The organism is Saccharothrix texasensis (assembly GCF_003752005.1).
Classification (GTDB): Bacteria; Actinomycetota; Actinomycetes; order Mycobacteriales; family Pseudonocardiaceae; genus Actinosynnema; species Actinosynnema texasense.
Genome location: NZ_RJKM01000001.1, coordinates 463,198 through 481,805, shown reverse-complemented (window position 1 = coordinate 481,805; position 18,608 = coordinate 463,198). Strand labels below are relative to the sequence as shown.

The window sequence follows — 18,608 nt, the reverse complement described above, 5'->3', positions numbered from 1 at the left end:
GGTTCGGGCCGGGCGCTGACGATGGCGTCCACTGTCGCCCGACGGGACCAGCACTGGGAGTTGACAACGATGTCATCGCTTCGCCGCGTCGTCGCGGCACGGCTCGTGGCCCTGTTCGCCGTCCTCGGTTCGCTCCTGGTTCCCGTCGCGCCCGCGTCGGCCGCGCCCGGCGAGTGGGTGATCACCACGCCCGGCTCCGCCGTGGCCGCGCGCGTGACCCTCGACCCCGGCGCCGGCGGCCTGGCGCTCGCCGTCTCCCGACAGGGCCGCACGGTGCTCGCGCCGTCGCCGATCGGGTTGCGCGCCGCCGAGGTCGACCTGACCGGCGGCCTGCGGGCGGTCGGCCGCACCGATCGGCTCGTGACCGAGCGGTACGCGATGACCACCGGCAAGCGGCTGCAGCGGCAGACCCGGATGACCGAGACCACGCTGGCGTTCACCGGCGCGGGCGGTGCTCGGCTGGACCTGGTGGTGCGGGTCGCGCCGGACGGCGTGGCCTACCGGTACGCCGTGCCGGACCCCGTCACGGTGACCGGAGAGGCGTCGTCGTTCCGGCTGCCGGCCGACGCCCCGGCCTGGCTGCTGCCCTACAACGCCTGGTACGAGGCGAACCGGGTGCGCACCACGGCCGCGGGCGCGGCGGAGGGCGAGTACGGCCACCCCTCGTTGTTCCGGGTGGGCGAGGACTACGCGCTGATCACCGAGTCCGATGTGGACGGCCGGTACCCGGGCGGCAGGCTGCGGCACGCCGCCGGGTCGGGCGACTACCGGGTGGTGCTCGCGGACGAGCAGGTCGCGGGCGTCACGCGCACGCCGTGGCGCGTCGCGATCGTGGGCTCCCTCGCGACCGTCGGCGAGTCGACCCTGGTGGACGACCTCGCCTCCCCGTCCAAGGTCGCCGACACGTCGTGGGTGCGGCCGGGCAAGGTCGCGTGGTCGTGGCTGAGCGAGCACGCCAGCCCCGGCGACTTCGAGCGGCAGAAGCGGTACGTGGACTTCGCCGCCCGCCACGGCTGGGAGTACGTGCTGGTGGACGAGGGCTGGCGCGCCACGTGGGTGCCGGAGCTGGTCCGCCACGCCCGCGCCAAGGGCGTCGAGGTGCTGCTGTGGTTCCACTGGACCGCGCTGGACACGCAGGCCGAGCGCGACACCGTGCTGCCCGAGGTGCGCCGGTGGGGTGTGCGGGGCGTGAAGCTCGACTTCATGGAGTCCGACTCCCGGGCCCGCTACCAGTGGTACGACGCGGTGCTGGCGAAGACCGCCGAGCTGCGGCTGATGGTGAACTTCCACGGCTCGACCATCCCGCACGGCCTGGCCCGGACGTGGCCGCACGTGATGACGATGGAGGCCGTGCGCGGCGCGGAGAACTCGCCGCCGGCGGCGAACAACCCGGTGCAGGCCTTCACCCGCAACGCGGTCGGGTCGATGGACTACACGCCGGTGTCGTTGGAGGTCGGGCCGAAGGAGGCGTCGGTCGCGCACGAGGTCGCGCTGCCGGTGCTCTACGAGTCGGGGTGGACGCACTTCGCGGACAAGCCGGAGGCCTACGAGCGGTTCCCGGAGGCGTTGCGGTACCTGGACCAGGTGCCGACCGCGTGGGACGAGACCCGCGTGCTGGGCGGTGACCCGTCCGATCACGCGGTGGTGGCGCGGCGGTCCGGCGACCGCTGGTTCGTCGGCGCGGTGGCGGCCGGCGACCCGCGCACGCTGCGGGCCCCGCTGGGGTTCCTGGGCGGCGGGCAGTGGCTGGTCGAGGTGGTGCGGGACGGCGAGGGGCGCGGTGACGTGCGGCGGGACGCCCGGATCGCGCGGTCGTCGGCGGCGCTGGAGGTCGCGGTGCCGCGCGACGGCGGGTTCGCGGCGGTGATCTGCCCCTACCGGCCGGGGACGCTGACGTGCGACCGGCCGGTTATGCCGGTGCCCGCCACCACTCTCGCGGTCGCGCCGTCGGGAGTGGTCGACGCGGCGAAGGGGTCGACGTTCGAGGTCACGGGGAGCTTCACGGCCGAAGCCGCGATCGAGGACGTCGTGCTGACCGCGGCGGCGCCCGAGGGGTGGACGGTGACCGGCGCGCCGGTCACGCGACGCGCCCTGCGGCCCGGTGAGGCGCTGACCGGCCGGTGGACCGTGCGGGTGGGCGAGGACAGCCCGGTGGGCGCGGTCGACGTGCCGGTGTCCGCCGAGTTCCGCGCGCCGGGCCACGCCCGGGTGCACGTGGAGCAGGCCGTGCGCGCGTTCGTGCCGCCACCCGTGCCCACCGGCGAGCCGTACGTGAGCGACCTGCCGTTCATGAGCGAGGGCAACGGGTGGGGGCCGGTCGAGCGGGACCGGTCCAACGGCGAGAACGCCGGCGGCGACGGCAACCCGCTGACCATCGGCGGTGTCGTCCACGCGAAGGGCGTGGGCGTGCACGCGCCGTCCGACCTGTCGGTCTACCTGGGCGGCGGGTGCCGGGAGCTGACCGCGGTGATCGGCTTGGACGACGAGACGGCGGAACCGGGCTCGGTGGTGTTCCAGGTCTTCGGCGACGACCGGCTGCTCTACGACAGCGGCGTGCTGCGCGGCGGTGACCCGGCCCGGCCGATCACCGTGGACACCACCGGTGTGCGGATGGTCGGTCTCCGCGTGACCGACGGCGGCGACGGCCGCAACTTCGACCACGCCGACTGGGCCGAAGCCCGGTTGGCCTGCGCGTGAGAAGGGTGCCGGGCATGCGGATCAACCGTCGTCAGCTGCTGTGGGCGGTGGGCGTGGGCAGCGGGTTGGCGCTCGCGCCCCGGTTCGCGTTCGCCGAGCCCCCGGCCGGCGCGGACCCCGTGGCGCGGGTGTACTACGAGGTGTTGTCGCGCCACACGAGGTGGGCCGAGCAGCAGTACGACCCGGTGGCGGGCCGGTACCGGCGGACGGACTTCGGGTTCGCCGTCGTCCTCGGCAACGCCGTGCTGCTGACCAGGGGCGACTACGACGCCGACCTCACCGGCGTGGCCAAGTCGGCGCTGCACGCGCACACCGTGGACACGATCCGGCACTTCGCCGCGAGCAACGTGCTGGCAGGCGGGTCGGAGTGGGGCAAGACGTTGTTCTGGGACACCACGTTCCAGTCGTACTTCGTGCTCGCCGCCCGCCTGCTGTGGGCCGACCTCGACCCGTCGACGCGGGCCGCCGTCGACGCGATCGCCCGCGGTCAGGCCGCGTACACGGCCGCGCTCGGCACGGGGGACGACCCGCGTTCCGGCGGGTGGACGCCCAACGGGCCCGCGGGCGGGTACCGGGGCGACACGAAGCTGGAGGAGATGGGCGTCTACACGCAGGCCCTCGCGCCGGGGCTGGCGTGGGCCGCCGACGACCCGGACGCGCACGCGTGGCGCGAGGCGTTCGGCCGGTGGAGCCGCAACGAGGCCGGGTTGCCGGCCGCCGACCTGGCCAACCCGGCCGTGGTGGACGGCGTGCCGGTCTCGGCGAACATCGCCGCGAACGCGCACGACACGTTCATCGTGGAGAACCACGGCTCGTACGGGCCGCACTACCAGGAAGAGCTGTGGCGCACGTCCGGCCGCAACGCGGCGCACTTCCTGCTGGCCGGCACGCCGCTGCCGGAGGTGCTGACCGCGCAGCCCAACGGCGAGCGGCTGTGGCGCACGATCCTCGCCACGATGAGCGACGCGGGCGAGCCGCTGATGCCGATGGTGGACGACCGGGAGCACCTCTACGGCCGTGACGTGATCCCGCTGGCGTTCCGCTCCCAGGTGCTGGGCGACCGGCTGGCGGCCCGCGCGGAGGCGGCGCTGGCGGCGCGGCTCACCGCCTACCAGGCCTACCCGCCCGTGCACCGGCTGGCGAAGTTCTCCGGTGAGGCGAAGTACGAGCCGGAAGCGCGGGCGGAGCTCGCGATCAGCTACCTGCTGCACGAGTGGCGCAACCGCACCGGGCCGGTGGTGGAGCCGGTGTCGGAGGAGGAGTTCTTCGCCTCGGCGGCCGGCGTCACCGACTACGGCGTCGAACCCGGACTGGTCGCGCACCAGTCGACGCGGGCGTGGGCGGGGACCGTGACCAAGGCGGGGTACGTGAAGTTCGCCTGGCAGCCGGGGCACGACGACTGGCTGTTCGTGGTCGGCGGCGGCACACCCATGCTCGTGCCCTCGACGTCACTGGCCGTTCGCGGGCGTTCCGCGGTGGTGTGCCAGGGGGTTCGCGACGGGTTCGACGGCACGGCGAGCCTGCTGGCGTTCGACGGTGGCCACGTCGGCACGGCGACCCTGCCCACCGGCACGGTCGTCTACGCGACGTCGGGGTTGGCGGCCGGCGAGGGCCGGGTCGACGTGCACAACCTGACCATGCCGGGCGTGCCAGGGCTCGACGGTTCCCGCGCGTACACCGCGGCCGAAGGCGCCGTCACCGTGGCCTCCGCGGATTCGCGCGTCCTGCCGCCGGGTGTCGCGCGGGTGGACGATCTGGTGTTCGGCGCGGTGACGGCGCGGCACGTGCGCGTGGTCGGCGTCTCGCCGCACCAGACCTACGGGTACTCGCTGTTCACGGTGGAGGTGCGCGCGTCGGACGGGCCGGACCTGGCGCGCGGCCGGGTCACGACGGCGTCGTCGTGGGACACCGGCCGCGAGCCCGGGTCGGCCACGGACGGCAGCCACACCACGCGGTGGGCGGTGTCGCGGGCGGACCGGGGCCGGGCCGACAGCTGGCTCGCGGTGGACCTCGGCGGCCCGGTCGCGGTGGACCGGGTGCGGCTGTACTGGGAAGCGGCGGCCGGGCGGGCCTACCGGGTCGAGACGTCACCGGACGGCGTGGCGTGGTCGACGGCGGCCGAGTACCCGAGGCCGGACCTGCGCAGCACGGGCGGCTGGTTGGACGTGGACGGGCGCGCGGGGTTCGTCGTGCACGGGTCGCCGAACCCGATCACGGTCACCGGCGACACCGTGGTGCTGTCCGACGGGCCGGCCGCCGGGTTCGTGGTCGAGGGCTACGCGCGGCCGGTCGACCTGCCTGCCCTGGCCGCGGCGGGCGCGCCGAGCTGCTCGCCCGCCACCGTCCGCGCCAGTGCCGCCGACGGGTTCCTCAGCCTGTTCAACCTCTCCGACACCGCGGCCGACGGCACCGTGTCGCTGCGCCAGGACCGCCGCGCGCTGCGCCTCTACCCGGGCAACCAGGTCGTGACGCCGACCGGCACCGACCACGACCTGCGGATGCCCCCGGCGACCGCCCGCGTCGAACCGCCCCGGTTCACCCTGGAAGGCGACGTGCCGGTCGGGGTGACCGCGGTCGTGCACAACGGCGCGCGGGTGACCCTGACCGGCGCCGGCCGGGTCGCCCGGCTGACCCTGGTGTCCGCCGACGGCCACCGCGTCCCGGTCACCCTGCCACCGGGCGTGCGTCGCGACGTCACGATCCCGCACGCCCGCCCCCACCCCCTCGCCGACCTGGCCCTGGGCCGGACCACCTACCCCACCTCTCCCCTGCCGCCGGGCATGTCCGCCCCCTCCGCCGCCGTGGACGACGACCCGGACACCGCCTGGACCCCGGGACCGGCGGGCCGGATGGTGGTCGACCTCGGCGCGTCCCACCACATCGCCCGGGTGGACCTGACCTGGACCGCCGGCCGGGTCCCCGACTGCACCGTCAGCACCAGCACCGACGGCCGGACCTACAGCCGACCGACCCCGGTCCCCCGCCACCGCCACGCCGACCTGCCCCTCGACACGACGGCCAGGTACCTCGCCGTCGCCACCCCCACCTGGCAACCGGGCCACGCCTCCCTCACCAGCCTCACCGCGCACCCCGCGTGAGAGGCCGGGGACGGGACGGCGACGTAGGCTCGGGACCGTGAGCGAGACTGCGGCGGCCGGTGGGAAGCCCGAGCACCAGCGGGGTGGGACGTATTCCGTCAAGGGGAAGGAGTACACCCGCGACACGCGGTACATCACGACGCGGGTCACCGCCGACGGGCGGGACGGGTTCCCGGTGGTCCCGGGGCGGTACCGGTTGGTGGCGGCGCGGGCCTGTCCCTGGGCGAACCGGTCCATCATCGTGCGGCGGTTGCTGGGGTTGGAGGACGCGCTCTCGCTCGGGTTGCCCGGTCCCACGCACGACGAGCGGTCGTGGACGTTCGACCTCGACCCCGGCGGGCGTGACCCCGTGCTGGGGATCGAGCGGTTGCAGGAGGCGTACTTCAAGCGCGACCCCGACTACCCGCGCGGGATCACGGTGCCGGCCATCGTGGACACGACGACGGGCGCGGTGGTGACCAACGACTTCGCGCAGATCACGCTCGACCTGTCCACCGAGTGGCGCGAGCACCACCGCGACGGCGCGCCGGACCTGCTGCCGCGGCAGCACCTCGACGAGATCGAGGCCGTCAACCGGCGCGTCTTCACCGAGGTCAACAACGGCGTCTACCGGTGCGGGTTCGCGGGCACCCAGGAGGCCTACGACGAGGCGTACGGCCGGCTGTGGACCGCGCTGGACTGGCTGGAGGACCGGCTGGGCGACCGGCGGTACCTCGTCGGCGACACGATCACCGAGGCCGACGTGCGGCTGTTCACCACGCTGGTGCGCTTCGACCCCGTCTACCACGGCCACTTCAAGTGCAACCGGGCGAAGCTGGCCGAGATGCCCGCGCTGTGGGCCTACGCCCGCGACCTGTTCCAGACGCCCGGCTTCGGCGACACGGTCGACTTCGCCCAGATCAAGCGGCACTACTACGTCGTGCACAAGGACATCAACCCGAGCGGGATCGTGCCCGACGGGCCCGACCTGTCCGGCTGGGTCACGCCGCACGGCCGGGAGGCGCTGGGCGGGCGGCCCTTCGGCGACGGCACGCCGCCGGGGCCCGTCCGCGACGGCGAACGGGTCGACCCGGCGCACACGCCGCTGCGCTAGCGGTCAACGAGCCCGCGGCGGGCAGGTGCTCTCCCGCACCACCAGCTCGGTGGCGAGGTCTATGCGCTCGTTCGGCGGCCGCTCGCCGCGCGCCAGGCTGAACACCATGTGCGCGGCGGTGGTCGCCATCTCGCGCAGCGGCTGCCGCACGGTGGTCAGCGGAGGCCCTATCCACTCGGTCACCGAGAGGTCGTCGTAGCCGACGATCGACAGGTCGTCCGGCACGGACAGGCCGAGCTCCCGCGCCGCCCGCATCACGCCCAGCGCCTGGAAGTCGGAGCCCGCGAAGATCGCGGTCGGCCGGTCGGGCCTGCTCAGCAGCTCCATGCCGTGCCCGTACCCGCCCTGGACGTAGAAGTCGCCGTACCGCACGAAGTCCTGGTCCACGACGACGTCCGCGTCCTCCAACGCGCTGCGGTACCCGTCGACCCTGGCCCGGCTGCACAGCATGGTCGTCGGCCCGGAGATGACCGCGATGCGGCGGTGGCCCAGGCCCAGCAGGTGCCGGGTCGCGGCCAGGCCGCCCGCCCAGTTCGCCGACCCCACGGTGGGCACGCCGGGTGGCGGCTCGCCGGCGGTGTCCACGAACACGAACGGGATGTTGCGCGTGGCGAGCTGACGGCGCTGCTCGTCGTCCAGCCCCGCCAGCACGAGGATCACGCCCAGCGGCCGGCGGGCCAGCAGGTCGTCGAACCACTCGCGGCGCGGCCGGTGCTCGCCGCCGAGCTCGGACAGCACCACGGCGGCGCGCTCGTTCGCGGCGGCCAGCTCGACACCCCGGATGATCTCGGTCGACCACGCCGAGTGCATCTCGTGGAACACCAGGTCGATGAGCGCCGGCCGGGACGACTGGCGTGCCCGTCGTCGTCGGTACCGGTGCTGCTCGATGATGCTCTCCACGCGGGCGCGCGTGTCCGGGGCGACGTCCGGCCGTCCGTTGAGGACCTTCGAGACCGTCGGGATCGACACCCCCGCCTCGGCCGCGATCGACGAGATCGACGCCGCGCCCTTCACCGTCTTCTCCGGCACGGCGCCGGCGGCGTCCCGCTCGGTCGACGAACTCATGCTGCCCCCTGTCCGCGTCGCGGTCCGCGCACCGCACACCGGCTCTAAAGTTTCGACGGCCGAGCGTAAAGGTTCGACCTTCCGACCACCAGCATGACAGCTCCACACGTGGATCATTGACGTAATCGGTCCAGTAACCAGGTGCAAATCTGCGGCGGTTCATACCTGTGAACTGCGGAGACACAGGAAGGACACGGACTGTTGACGTCGTGCGGAGATCCTCCTACGGTCACCCCACCAGATCGGCATGTCGGAAAGTAGTTCGATAGTTTCGGTCTTCACGAGGACGTGAGCGGGGGTACCTGGTCGATGATGAACAGGACGACGGAGGTCGCGACGACGCCGGCAGGCGACGCCGTCCCGACTGCCGCCGACCGGCCGAGCGGGGCGTGGCGGGACACCTCCCGGACTGTCGCCGAACGGGTCGACGCGCTCGTCGAGGCGATGACCCTCGAGGAGAAGCTGGCCCAGCTCGTCGGTGTCTGGGTCGGCGCGGACCCCTCCGGCGCCGGTGTCGCACCGCACCAGCACGACATGACCGCCGACCCGGTGGTGTGGGCCGACGTGATCGCGCACGGCCTCGGCCAGCTCACCCGCCCGTTCGGCACCCGGCCGGTGGACCCGGTGGCGGGCGCCCGCTCGCTCGCCGCCTCGCAGCGGGAGGTGGCCGAAGCCAACCGGTTCGGCATCCCGGCGCTGGTCCACGAGGAGTGCCTCACCGGTTTCGCCGCCTGGCGGGCGACCGCCTACCCCGCCCCGCCGGCGTGGGGCGCGTCGTTCGACCCCGACCTGGTCGCCGAGATGTCGAACCTGATCGGCGACTCGATGCGCGCGGCGGGCGTGCACCAGGGGTTGGCGCCGGTCCTGGACGTCACCCGCGACTACCGCTGGGGCCGCACCGAAGAGACCATCGGCGAAGACCCGTACCTCGTCGGCACGGTCGCCACCGCGTACGTGCGCGGCCTGGAAGAGTCCGGGATCGTCGCCACGCTCAAGCACTTCGCCGGGTACTCCGCCTCCCGCGCGGGTCGCAACCTCGCGCCGGTGGCCGTCGGCCCGCGCGAGTTCGCCGACGTGATCCTGCCGCCGTTCGAGATGGCCGTGCGCGACGGCGGCGTCCGGTCGGTCATGCAGTCCTACACCGAGATCGACGGCCTGCCGTCCGCGGCCGACGCGGGGCTGCTCACCACCCTGCTGCGCGACACCTGGGGCTTCGACGGCACGGTGGTCGCCGACTACTTCGCGGTCAAGTTCCTCCAGACCCTGCACGGCGTGGCCGAGGACGAGGCGCACGCCGCCGCGCTGGCCCTCGCCGCCGGGGTGGACGTGGAGCTGCCGACCGTGCGCTGCTACGGCACGCCGTTGCGCGAGGCGGTCGAGCGCGGCGACGTGGACGAGGGCCTGGTCGACCGGGCGCTGCGCCGGGTGCTGCGCCAGAAGGTCGAACTCGGCCTGCTCGACCCGGGCTGGTCGCCGCTGCCCGACGACGTCGACGAGCTGCGGCTGGACTCACCGCGGGCGCGGGACGTCGCGCTCCGCCTCGCCCGCGAGTCCGTGGTGCTGCTGGCCAACGACGGCGTCCTGCCGCTGCGCCCGGACGTCCGGCTCGCCGTGGTCGGCCCGCTCGCCGACGACCCGATGGCGATGCTGGGCTGCTACTCGTTCCCCGCGCACATCGGCGTGCACCACCCCGACGCCGGGCTCGGCCTCGAGATCCCGACCGTGCTCTCCTGCCTGCGCGACGCGGTGGGCGGCGACATCGCCCACGCGAAGGGCTGCGAGGTCACCGCCGAGCCCGACGCCGACGACATCGCGGCCGCGGTGGCGGTGGCGCGGGACGCGGACGTGTGCGTCGTCGCCGTCGGGGACCGGGCGGGCCTGTTCGGGCGCGGCACGTCGGGCGAGGGGTGCGACGCGACCGACCTGCGGCTGCCCGGCGCGCAGGCCGACCTGGTCCGCGCGGTCCTCGACACCGGCACGCCCGTCGTGCTGCTGCTCATCACCGGCCGGCCCTACGCGATCGGCGACCTGGCCGAGGGCGCGGCGGCGGTCGTGCAGTCCTTCTTCCCCGGGCAGCTCGGCGGCCGGGCCCTCGCGGACGTCCTGACCGGCGCGGTCTCCCCGTCCGGCCGGCTGCCCCTCGGCATCCCGAACGACCCGTCCGGCCAGCCGGGCACCTACCTGTCCGCGCCGCTCGGCCGGCGCACCGAGGTGTCCAACGTCGACCCGACGCACGCCTTCCCGTTCGGCCACGGCCTGGGCTACGACACGTTCACCTGGTCGCCCGTGCGCCTCACGTCCGGCGACGGGCCGTGGGCCACCGACGGCGAGGTCGAGGTGGAGCTGGACGTGCGCAACCCCGGCCCGCGCGCCGGCGCGGACGTGGTGCAGCTGTACCTGCACGACCCCGTCGCGCAGGTGACCCGGCCGGTCGTGCGGCTCGTCGGCTACGCGCGGGTCGAGCTGGCCGCCGGCGCGTCGGCGCGCGTCGCGTTCCGGGTGCCGGCCGACGCCACGTCGTTCACCGGTCGGGACGGCGGGCGCGTGGTGGAACCGGGCGCGGTGCAGCTGCGCGTGTCCCGGTCGAGCGCGGACGTGCACGAAGCGGTGGACCTGAGGCTGGTCGGCCCGCTGCGCGAAGTCGACCACACGCGGAGGTGGCTCACCGCCGTGTCGGTCACCCACGAGGAGGTGGACCGGTCATGACCACCCAGATCAGCGAACCGGCGGCCGAGGCGGCGCCGAGCAGACCCGGGAAACCGCGGAAGACGCCCCGGTACAGGAACACCTGGCGCAAGGCGTGGAAGCGGGACTGGCAGCTCTACACGCTCGTCATCGTCCCGCTGCTGTTCTTCCTGGTCTTCCGCTACGCGCCGATGCTCGGCAACGTGATCGCGTTCCGCAAGTTCGTGCCCGGCGGCAGCATCTACGGCGAGACGTGGGTCGGCCTGCGCTACGTCAAGATGTTCATCAACGACCCGAACTTCTGGGAGGTCTTCGGGAACACGATGGCGCTCGGCGCGCTGTCGCTGATCTTCACCTTCCCGTTGCCGATCGTGCTCGCGCTGCTGCTCAACGAGGTCCGCTCGCGCTACTTCAAGCGGTTCGTGCAGACGGTGTCCTACCTGCCGCACTTCCTGTCGATCGTGATCGTGGCCGGCATGGTCATGCAGCTGGTGTCGCTGGAGGGCACGGTCAACCAGATCGTGCGCGCCCTCGGCGGCGACGCGGTCTCGTTCATCCAGGACCCGAGCTGGTTCCGCACGATCTACGTCTCCTCCGAGGTCTGGCAGACCGTCGGCTGGGGCACCATCCTCTACCTGGCCGCGCTGACCACGATCGACTCGCAGCTCTACGAGGCGGCCCGGATCGACGGCGCGAACCGCTGGCAGCAGACGTGGCACGTGACGCTGCCCGGCATCCGCCCGACGATGATCACGCTGCTGATCCTCAACATCGGCACGTTCATGGCGGTCGGGTTCGAGAAGGTCCTGCTGCTGTACAACCCGCTGACCTATCCCACCGCGGACGTCGTGTCGACCTACCTCTACCGGGTCGGCCTGGTGTCCAACAACTTCAGCTACGCCGCCGCGATCGGCCTGTTCGAGTCGGTCATCGGACTGACGCTGATCCTGTCCGCCAACGCGATCTCGCGCCGCACAGTGGGGACGAGCCTGTGGTGACCACCGACCCGACGCGCCTCGCGGAGCGGCTGGACCAGCCCGCCAGGCCCCGCCGCACCTCCCTGGACGACTCCCCCGGCTACCGGGTCTTCCGGGTGGTCAACGCGGTCGTGCTGCTCGGCGTGGTCGCGGTGACGCTGTACCCGTTCGTCAACATCGTGGCGCAGTCGTTCAGCAGCGAGGTCTACATCCGCACCGGCCAGGTCAACCTGGTGCCGCGCGGGTTCAACCTCGACACCTACAAGCTGGTCGCGTCCGACCCCGCGTTCTGGAACAGCTACCTGAACACCGTGATCTACACCGTGACGGCCACCGCGATCTCGATCGTGCTCACCACGGTCTACGCGTACGTGCTGTCGAAGCACCGGCTCAAGGGCCGCGGCCTGCTGGTCGGCATCGCGGTGTTCACCATGTTCTTCAACGGCGGCCTGATCCCGAACTACGTGCTGGTCAACGGGCTCGGGATGACCAACACGATCTGGGCGATCGTGCTGCCCAACGCGATCAGCGTGTTCAACCTGCTGGTGATGAAGGCGTTCTTCGAGAGCCTGCCGACGGAGCTGGAGGAGGCCGCCGCGATCGACGGCCTGAACACCTACGGCATCCTGCTGCGCATCGTGCTGCCGCTGTCGAAGGCCGTGCTCGCCACCATGATCCTGTTCTACGCGGTGGCGAACTGGAACTCGTGGTTCCAGGCGTTCCTCTACCTCGACCGGTCGGACCTGTTCCCGGTCACGGTGTACCTGCGGAACATGATCGCCGGGGCCACCTCGGCCACGTCGGTCGGCGCCGTCGAGACCAACGCGGTCGCCATCTCCGCGAACATCAAGGCCGTGACGATGGTGCTCACCGTGCTGCCCATCATCGCCGTTTACCCGTTCATCCAGCGCTATTTCGTGTCGGGCGTGATGCTCGGCGCGGTCAAGCAGTAGCGCATCCGCTCCAGTTGACGACGGCGTCAATCACCTGAGGAGACAGCTCGATGCGAACCAAATGGAAGCGAACGCTTCTGACTGCCGTCGCCGGCAGCCTCGTGGTCAGCCTGGCCGCGTGCAGCGAGGAGGACGGGGACGCCGGCGGTGGCGTCAACCTCGACGGCAAGAAGACCGCCTCGATGGCCGACTACAAGGCGGGCGCGCAGTTCAAGGCGAGCGAGCCGCTGGACGTCAGCCTCCTCTACCTCGACCAGTCGCACTACCCGATCAAGGACGACTGGCTGCTGTGGAAGGAGATCACCCAGCGGACCAACATCACCATCAAGCCGACGGTCGTGCCCTACAGCGACTACGACCAGAAGCGCGGTCTGCTGATCAGCTCGGGTGACGCGCCCACGATCATCTCCAAGACCTACCCGGGCCAGGAGGAGCAGTTCGTCTCCTCCGGCGCGATCCTGCCGGTCAGCGACTACATCGACCTGATGCCGAACTTCAAGGACAAGGTCGAGAAGTGGAAGCTCCAGCCGGAGCTGAACACGCTGCGCCAGGAGGACGGCAAGTTCTACGTGCTGCCCGGCATGCACGAGAAGATCTGGCAGGACTACACGCTCGCGTTCCGCACCGACGAGCTGAAGCGGCTCAACCTCCAGGCGCCGAAGAACTGGGACGAGGTCTACACCGTCCTCAAGGCCATCAAGGCCGCCAACCCGGACAGCTACCCGCTGTCGGACCGCTTCGAGGGCAAGTCGATCCTCAACTACGCGGGCCAGACCTTCGGCACGCAGGCCGGCTGGGGCTACGTCAAGAACACGATCTGGAACGAGTCCGCCCAGAAGTACGAGCTGACCGGCGCGACCCCGGAGTACAAGCAGCTCGTCGAGTACTTCCGCAAGCTCGTCGCGGAAGGCCTGATGGACCCGGAGAGCTTCACCCAGAAGGACGACGCGGCGATCCAGAAGTTCGCCAGCGGCAAGTCGTTCGCGATCAGCAGCAACGCGCAGAACATCGTCAACGACTACCGCCCGAACGTCTCCAAGATCCCCGGCGCGACCGTGGCGAAGATCCCGCTGCCCGCCGGCCCCAAGGGCGACGTCATCCGCGGCACGCGCCTGGAGAGCGGCCTGATGGTGTCGGCGAAGGCCGTCGAGAGCGACAAGTTCGTCGCGACGATGCAGTTCATCGACTGGCTGTGGTACTCCGACGAGGCGCAGGAGTTCACCAAGTGGGGCGTGAAGGGCACGACCTACGACAAGGACGCGTCCGGTAAGCGCACGCTCAAGCCCGAGGTGGCGTTCGGCGGCATGAACGTCGGCGCCCCGAAGAACCTCCAGCGCGACTTCGGCTTCCAGGGCGGTGTCTTCTACTACGGCGGCGCCACCGAGCTGCTCCAGTCGATGTTCACCGAGGAAGAGGTCGCCTTCCAGAAGACGATGGCGAACAAGAAGGTGGAGGCGCTGCCGCCGCCCGCGCCGCTGAACGAGGAGGAGCGCGAGCGCGCCGCCCTGCTGGAGAGCCCGCTCAAGGACTTCGTCACGCAGTCGACGCTGCAGTTCATCCTCGGCCAGCGCGACATGTCCACCTGGGACGCCTACGTGAAGGAGCTCGAGGCCAAGGGCTCGAACGACCTCGTCGAGCTGGTCAACGGCGCCCACAAGCGCTACAAGGAGAAGAACGGCTGAGTCGGCTCAGCGGTCCGGTCACGGCACGACGCCGTGACCGGACCACCGGTGTCCGACCGCCGCGCCACGGGCGGCGGGCCGTTCGGTCTGGAGGGGTTTTGCACCGCGTCACCGTCCCCGGCGAGCCGATCGGCCGCCTGTCCGAGTCGTGGCGCCACTGCGTCGGCACCGGCCGGCTCAACCTCGCGCTGCGCGCCGACTACCAGGAGTCCCTGGCCCTCGTGCAGCGCGACATCGGTTTCCGGCACATCCGGGGCCACGGGCTGCTGTCCGACGACATGGGCGTGCACCGCCGGTCCGGCGACGGGGTGACCCGCTACTCGTTCACCTACGTGGACCAGGTGTTCGACCGGTTCCTGGAGCTGGGCATCCGGCCGTTCGTCGAGCTGGGGTTCATGCCGACCGCGCTCGCCTCGGGCGAGGACGCGGTGTTCTGGTGGAAGGGCAACATCACCCCGCCGAACGACTGGGACGAGTGGGCCGCGCTGGTCCGCGCCGTCGTCCGGCACCTGGTCGACCGCTACGGCCCGGCCGAGGTGCGCACCTGGCCGATCGAGGTGTGGAACGAGCCGAACCTGGTCAACTTCTGGAAGGACGCCGACCAGGAGGCCTACTTCCGGCTGTACGAGCTGACCGCGCGGACCGTCAAGGACGTCGACGCCGGGCTCCGGGTGGGCGGCCCGGCGATCTCACCCGGCGCGGACGAGTGGTGGGAGCCGTTCGCCGACTTCGTCACCCGCCGCGACGTGCCGATCGACTTCGTCAGCAGGCACGCCTACACGTCCGGCCCGGCGCAGCACGTCCCGTTCGGCACCTACCAGACGCTCGCCGCGCCCGGTGCGCTGCTGGACCAGTTCGACGCGCCGCGCAGGCACCTGGCGGGCACCGCGCTGGCCGGGCTGCCGGTGCACATCACCGAGTTCAACAGCTCCTACCGGCCGGACAACCCGATCCACGACACGGCCTACCACGCCGCGTACCTGGCCCCGGTGCTCGCCGGCGGCACGGACCTCGTGGACTCGTACTCCTACTGGACGTTCTGCGACGTCTTCGAGGAGGAGAACGTGCCCACCTCGCTGTTCCACGGCGGGTTCGGCCTGCTCACCCACCGGCAGGTGCCGAAGCCGACCTACCACCTCTACGCGTTCATGGCCCGGATGGGCGCCCACGTGCTGGCGCGCGGCGAGGACCACCTGGTGTGCGCGACCGACGACGGCCGGACCACCGTGCTGGCCTGGCAGCCGGTCGGCGGCACCGACGGCCCGGACGCGGCCGGGCGGCACGAGGTGCGGCTGTCGGTGCCGGTGGTGGGTCCGCGCGCGTTCGTCCGCCGGGAACGGGTCAACGAGCACGACGGCAACGCGTTCGGCGCGTGGCGCGAGCTGGGCCGGCCGCGGTCGCCCGACCTCCGGACGCTCGACGTGCTGCGCGACTGCGCCCGTCCCGCCCTGGAGCACCGGTCGGCCGCGGTCGTGGACGGCCGGGTCCCGCTCGACCTGGCGCTCGCACCCCACGAGGTCACGTTCGTCGAGCTGACGCCCGTGCACGCCGAGGAGCACGAGGGCCTGGACGACCGGCGGTTGCTCGGCGCCTCCGACGACCGGCTCGTGGCGCCGCACGAGAGGCGTTGACCGTGGCGGCCGAACGACGGGGTGATCCCGCCGCCGAGATCGGGGCGGGCGTCCTGTCGCGCATCGCGTCCGTCGTGTACTGGTTCCTCGTCATCGAGGCCATGCTCCTGCTGACGACCGCGCCCGGGTTCCTCGCGCTGCTGTTCCTGGACCGCAGCGCGGGCAACGCGCCCCTGATCGGGCTGTGCTTCGCCCCCGCCGGCCCGGCGCTGTCGGCCGCCGTCTACGCCTGGCGGGTGTTCCTGAACGACCGGGACCTCTCCCCCGCCCGGCACTTCCGCCGCGGCTACCGGCTCAACTGGCTCGACGTGCTGCGCTGGTGGCTGCCCGCGCTGGCGGTGCTCACCGTGATCGGTTTCAGCCTGGCGAACCTGGAGCTGGCCGGCGTGCCCGCCGGGTACGGCCTGGTGCTGGTGGTGGTCGCGGTGGCGGTGCTGGTGTGGTCGACCCAGGCGCTGGTGCTGTCGTCCACGCTGTCGCTGCGCACCCGCGACACCGCGCGCCTGGCCTCCTACTACCTCGCCGCCCGGCCGGCGAGCGCGCTCGGCGCGCTGTCGCTGCTCATCGCGGCCGGCGGGCTCGTCACGCTCACGTCCGACTGGGTGCTCGCGCTGCTCGCCTCCCCGTTCACCCTGCTCCTGCTGCGCAACGCCGACCCGGTGCTGCGCGACGCCACCGAGAGGTTCACCGCGTGACGCCACGGATCGTGCCCGCGAGGATCGGTTACGGCGGGGACTACAACCCCGAGCAGTGGCCCCGCGAGGTCTGGGACGACGACTACGCGGCGTTCAAGCTCGCCGGCATCGACACGGTCACCGTGGGCGTGTTCGCGTGGGCCCACCTCGAACCGGCCGAGCACGCCTACGACTTCTCGACGTTGGACGCGATCGTGGCGCGGGCGGCGGACGAGGGCATGCGGATCGTGCCGGCCACCCCGAGCGGCGCGATGCCGCCGTGGCTGGCGCGGAAGTACCCGGACGCGTGCCGGGTCGACTTCGAGGGGCGGCGGCACGTGTACGGGCAGCGGCACAACGCCTGCCCGTCGTCGTCGGACTTCCGCCGGGCGGCCGTGGCGCTGGCGAAGCGGCTGGCCCTGCGGTACGGGGACAACCCGTCGGTCGTGGCGTGGCACATCGGCAACGAGTTCGGCGGCGCGTGCTGGTGCTCGAACTGCGCCGACGCGTTCCGCGGGTGGCTGCGCGAGCGCTACGGCTCGCTCGACCGGCTCAACGACGCGTGGAACACCACGTTCTGGTCGCACACGTTCACCGAGTGGACGCAGATCGAGCCGCCGAACGCGCTCTCCGAGCACTGGCGGGGGCCCGACCACACCGCGTTCCAGGGCATCACGCTGGACTACAAGCGGTTCATGTCCGACCAGCTGCTCCAAGGCTTCCTGGCGGAGAAGGCGGCCGTCCGCGAGCACTCGCCGGACGTTCCGGTGACGACGAACATGATGGGCCTGTACCAGCCGGTCGACTACCACCGGTGGGCGCCGCACCTGGACTTCGCGTCGTGGGACAACTACCCGCCGGAGGACCGGTCGTCGACGCGCACGGCCGCGCGGATGGCGTTGGCGCACCGGCTGATGCGCGGGCTGCGCGACGGCGAGCCGTTCTGGGTCATGGAGCAGACGCCGTCGGTGACCGCCTCGCGCGACGTGAACCCGGTCAAGCGACCCGGTGTGCTGCGGCTGTGGTCGTGGCAGTCGGTCGCCAACGGCGCGGACGCGGTGCTGTACTTCCAGCTGCGGCAGTCGCGCGGCGCGTGCGAGAAGTACCACGGCGCGGTGCTCGACCACGCGGGCCGCACGGACACGCGGCTGTTCCGGGAGGTCGCCGAGCTGGGCGACGAGTTCGCCCGCATCGGCGACGCGCTGCTCGGCGGTCGCACGCCCGCGCGGGCCGCGCTGCTGGTCGACTGGGACAGCTGGTGGGCGGTCGAGATGTCCGACGGGCCCAACCGCAACGTCCGCTACCTGGACGTGCTGACCGCCTACCACCGGGCGCTCTGGCAGGCGAACGTCCCGCTGGACGTGGTGCCGGTGACGGCCGACCTGTCCGGCTACGACGTGGTCGTCGCGCCGCTGCTGCACATGGTGAAGGGCGACCTCGCCGACCGGGTGACGGCGCTGGTCGAGCGGGGCGGCGCGTTCGTGACCACGGCGCTGTCGGGTCGGGTGGACGAGGACGACAACGCGTTCCCGGCCGACGTGCCGGGGCCGTTCGCGTCCCTGCTGGGGCTGCGGGTCGAGGAGACCGACGCCCAGCAGCCCGACGTGGCGAACCCGGTGACCCTGTTCGGCGCCGAGTACGACGCGCGGCACGTGTTCGAGGTCGTCGTGCCGGACGACGCGGAGGTGCTCGGCGCCTACGGGGCGGACTTCTACGCGGGCACGCCCGCCGTGACCCGCGCGGCACGGGGGCGCGGCCACGCCTGGTACGTGGCGACGCTGCTGGACGACGCCGGTGTGGCGGCCGTCGTGCGCGCGGCGTTGGCGGAGCACGGGTTGATCGGGCCGCTCGGCGACGTGCCGGACGTGGAGGTCACCGAGCGCGTCACGCCGGACGGCACGCGGTACCTGTTCGTGCTCAACCACGGCGAGGCCCGGACCGTGCCCGCGCCGGTGGCGGGCACGGACCTGCTGAGCGGGCGGGGGTTCGGGGCCGGGGACGAGCTGGACCTCGCCCCGACCGCGGTCCTGGTGCTCCGCTGCGCGTAGCGGGC

At 72.4% G+C, this 18,608-nt stretch carries 11 protein-coding genes; 10 read left to right on the top strand and 1 reads right to left on the bottom strand.

Going from position 1 to position 18,608, the window contains the following annotated elements; translation table 11 throughout:
• Window positions 1–69: 69 nt before the first annotated feature.
• The 3 genes from EDD40_RS01880 to EDD40_RS01870 all read left to right on the top strand — a co-directional run bounded on the left by EDD40_RS01880 (window position 70) and on the right by EDD40_RS01870 (window position 6,888).
• A complete protein-coding gene (locus EDD40_RS01880) occupies window positions 70–2,697 on the top strand; it encodes an NPCBM/NEW2 domain-containing protein (RefSeq protein WP_123741352.1) in 2,628 nt (875 codons plus the stop codon).
• Window positions 2,698–2,711: 14 nt separating this feature from the next.
• On the top strand, window positions 2,712–5,795 hold the full coding sequence (locus EDD40_RS01875; RefSeq protein ID WP_123747676.1) for a discoidin domain-containing protein: 3,084 nt from the start codon (window positions 2,712–2,714) through the stop codon (window positions 5,793–5,795).
• A gap of 133 nt (window positions 5,796–5,928) precedes the next feature.
• On the top strand, window positions 5,929–6,888 hold the full coding sequence (locus EDD40_RS01870; protein ID WP_246038279.1) for a glutathione S-transferase family protein: 960 nt from the start codon (window positions 5,929–5,931) through the stop codon (window positions 6,886–6,888).
• A 3-nt stretch (window positions 6,889–6,891) separates the two neighbouring features.
• Here EDD40_RS01870 and EDD40_RS01865 read toward each other — a convergent pair whose 3' ends face one another.
• Window positions 6,892–7,953, bottom strand: a complete 1,062-nt coding sequence (locus tag EDD40_RS01865) for a LacI family DNA-binding transcriptional regulator (protein WP_123741350.1) — start codon at window positions 7,951–7,953, stop codon at window positions 6,892–6,894.
• A 312-nt stretch (window positions 7,954–8,265) separates the two neighbouring features.
• On the opposite strand from EDD40_RS01865, the gene EDD40_RS01860 reads away from it, so the two are divergent.
• From EDD40_RS01860 to EDD40_RS01830, 7 genes are all read left to right on the top strand, one after another.
• Window positions 8,266–10,659, top strand: coding sequence for a beta-xylosidase/alpha-l-arabinosidase (locus EDD40_RS01860; RefSeq protein WP_211348053.1), 2,394 nt, complete (start codon window positions 8,266–8,268; stop codon window positions 10,657–10,659).
• Window positions 10,656–11,636: an ABC transporter permease gene (locus EDD40_RS01855; protein ID WP_123741348.1), complete on the top strand. Its 981-nt coding sequence runs from the start codon at window positions 10,656–10,658 to the stop codon at window positions 11,634–11,636. Before EDD40_RS01860 ends, EDD40_RS01855 begins: the two co-directional genes overlap by 4 nt.
• Complete coding sequence (locus EDD40_RS01850) at window positions 11,633–12,568, top strand: carbohydrate ABC transporter permease (RefSeq protein ID WP_123747675.1); 936 nt, start codon at window positions 11,633–11,635, stop codon at window positions 12,566–12,568. Before EDD40_RS01855 ends, EDD40_RS01850 begins: the two co-directional genes overlap by 4 nt.
• Window positions 12,569–12,618: 50 nt before the next feature.
• Entirely contained in the window at window positions 12,619–14,250 is a 1,632-nt protein-coding gene (locus EDD40_RS01845; protein WP_123741347.1) for an ABC transporter substrate-binding protein, read from the top strand.
• Between the two features lie 98 nt (window positions 14,251–14,348).
• Complete coding sequence (locus EDD40_RS01840) at window positions 14,349–15,881, top strand: GH39 family glycosyl hydrolase (RefSeq protein ID WP_123741346.1); 1,533 nt, start codon at window positions 14,349–14,351, stop codon at window positions 15,879–15,881.
• Window positions 15,882–15,883: 2 nt separating this feature from the next.
• Complete coding sequence (locus EDD40_RS01835) at window positions 15,884–16,576, top strand: DUF624 domain-containing protein (protein ID WP_246037337.1); 693 nt, start codon at window positions 15,884–15,886, stop codon at window positions 16,574–16,576.
• Window positions 16,573–18,603, top strand: coding sequence for a beta-galactosidase (locus EDD40_RS01830; RefSeq protein ID WP_246037336.1), 2,031 nt, complete (start codon window positions 16,573–16,575; stop codon window positions 18,601–18,603). Before EDD40_RS01835 ends, EDD40_RS01830 begins: the two co-directional genes overlap by 4 nt.
• Window positions 18,604–18,608: the final 5 nt, after the last annotated feature.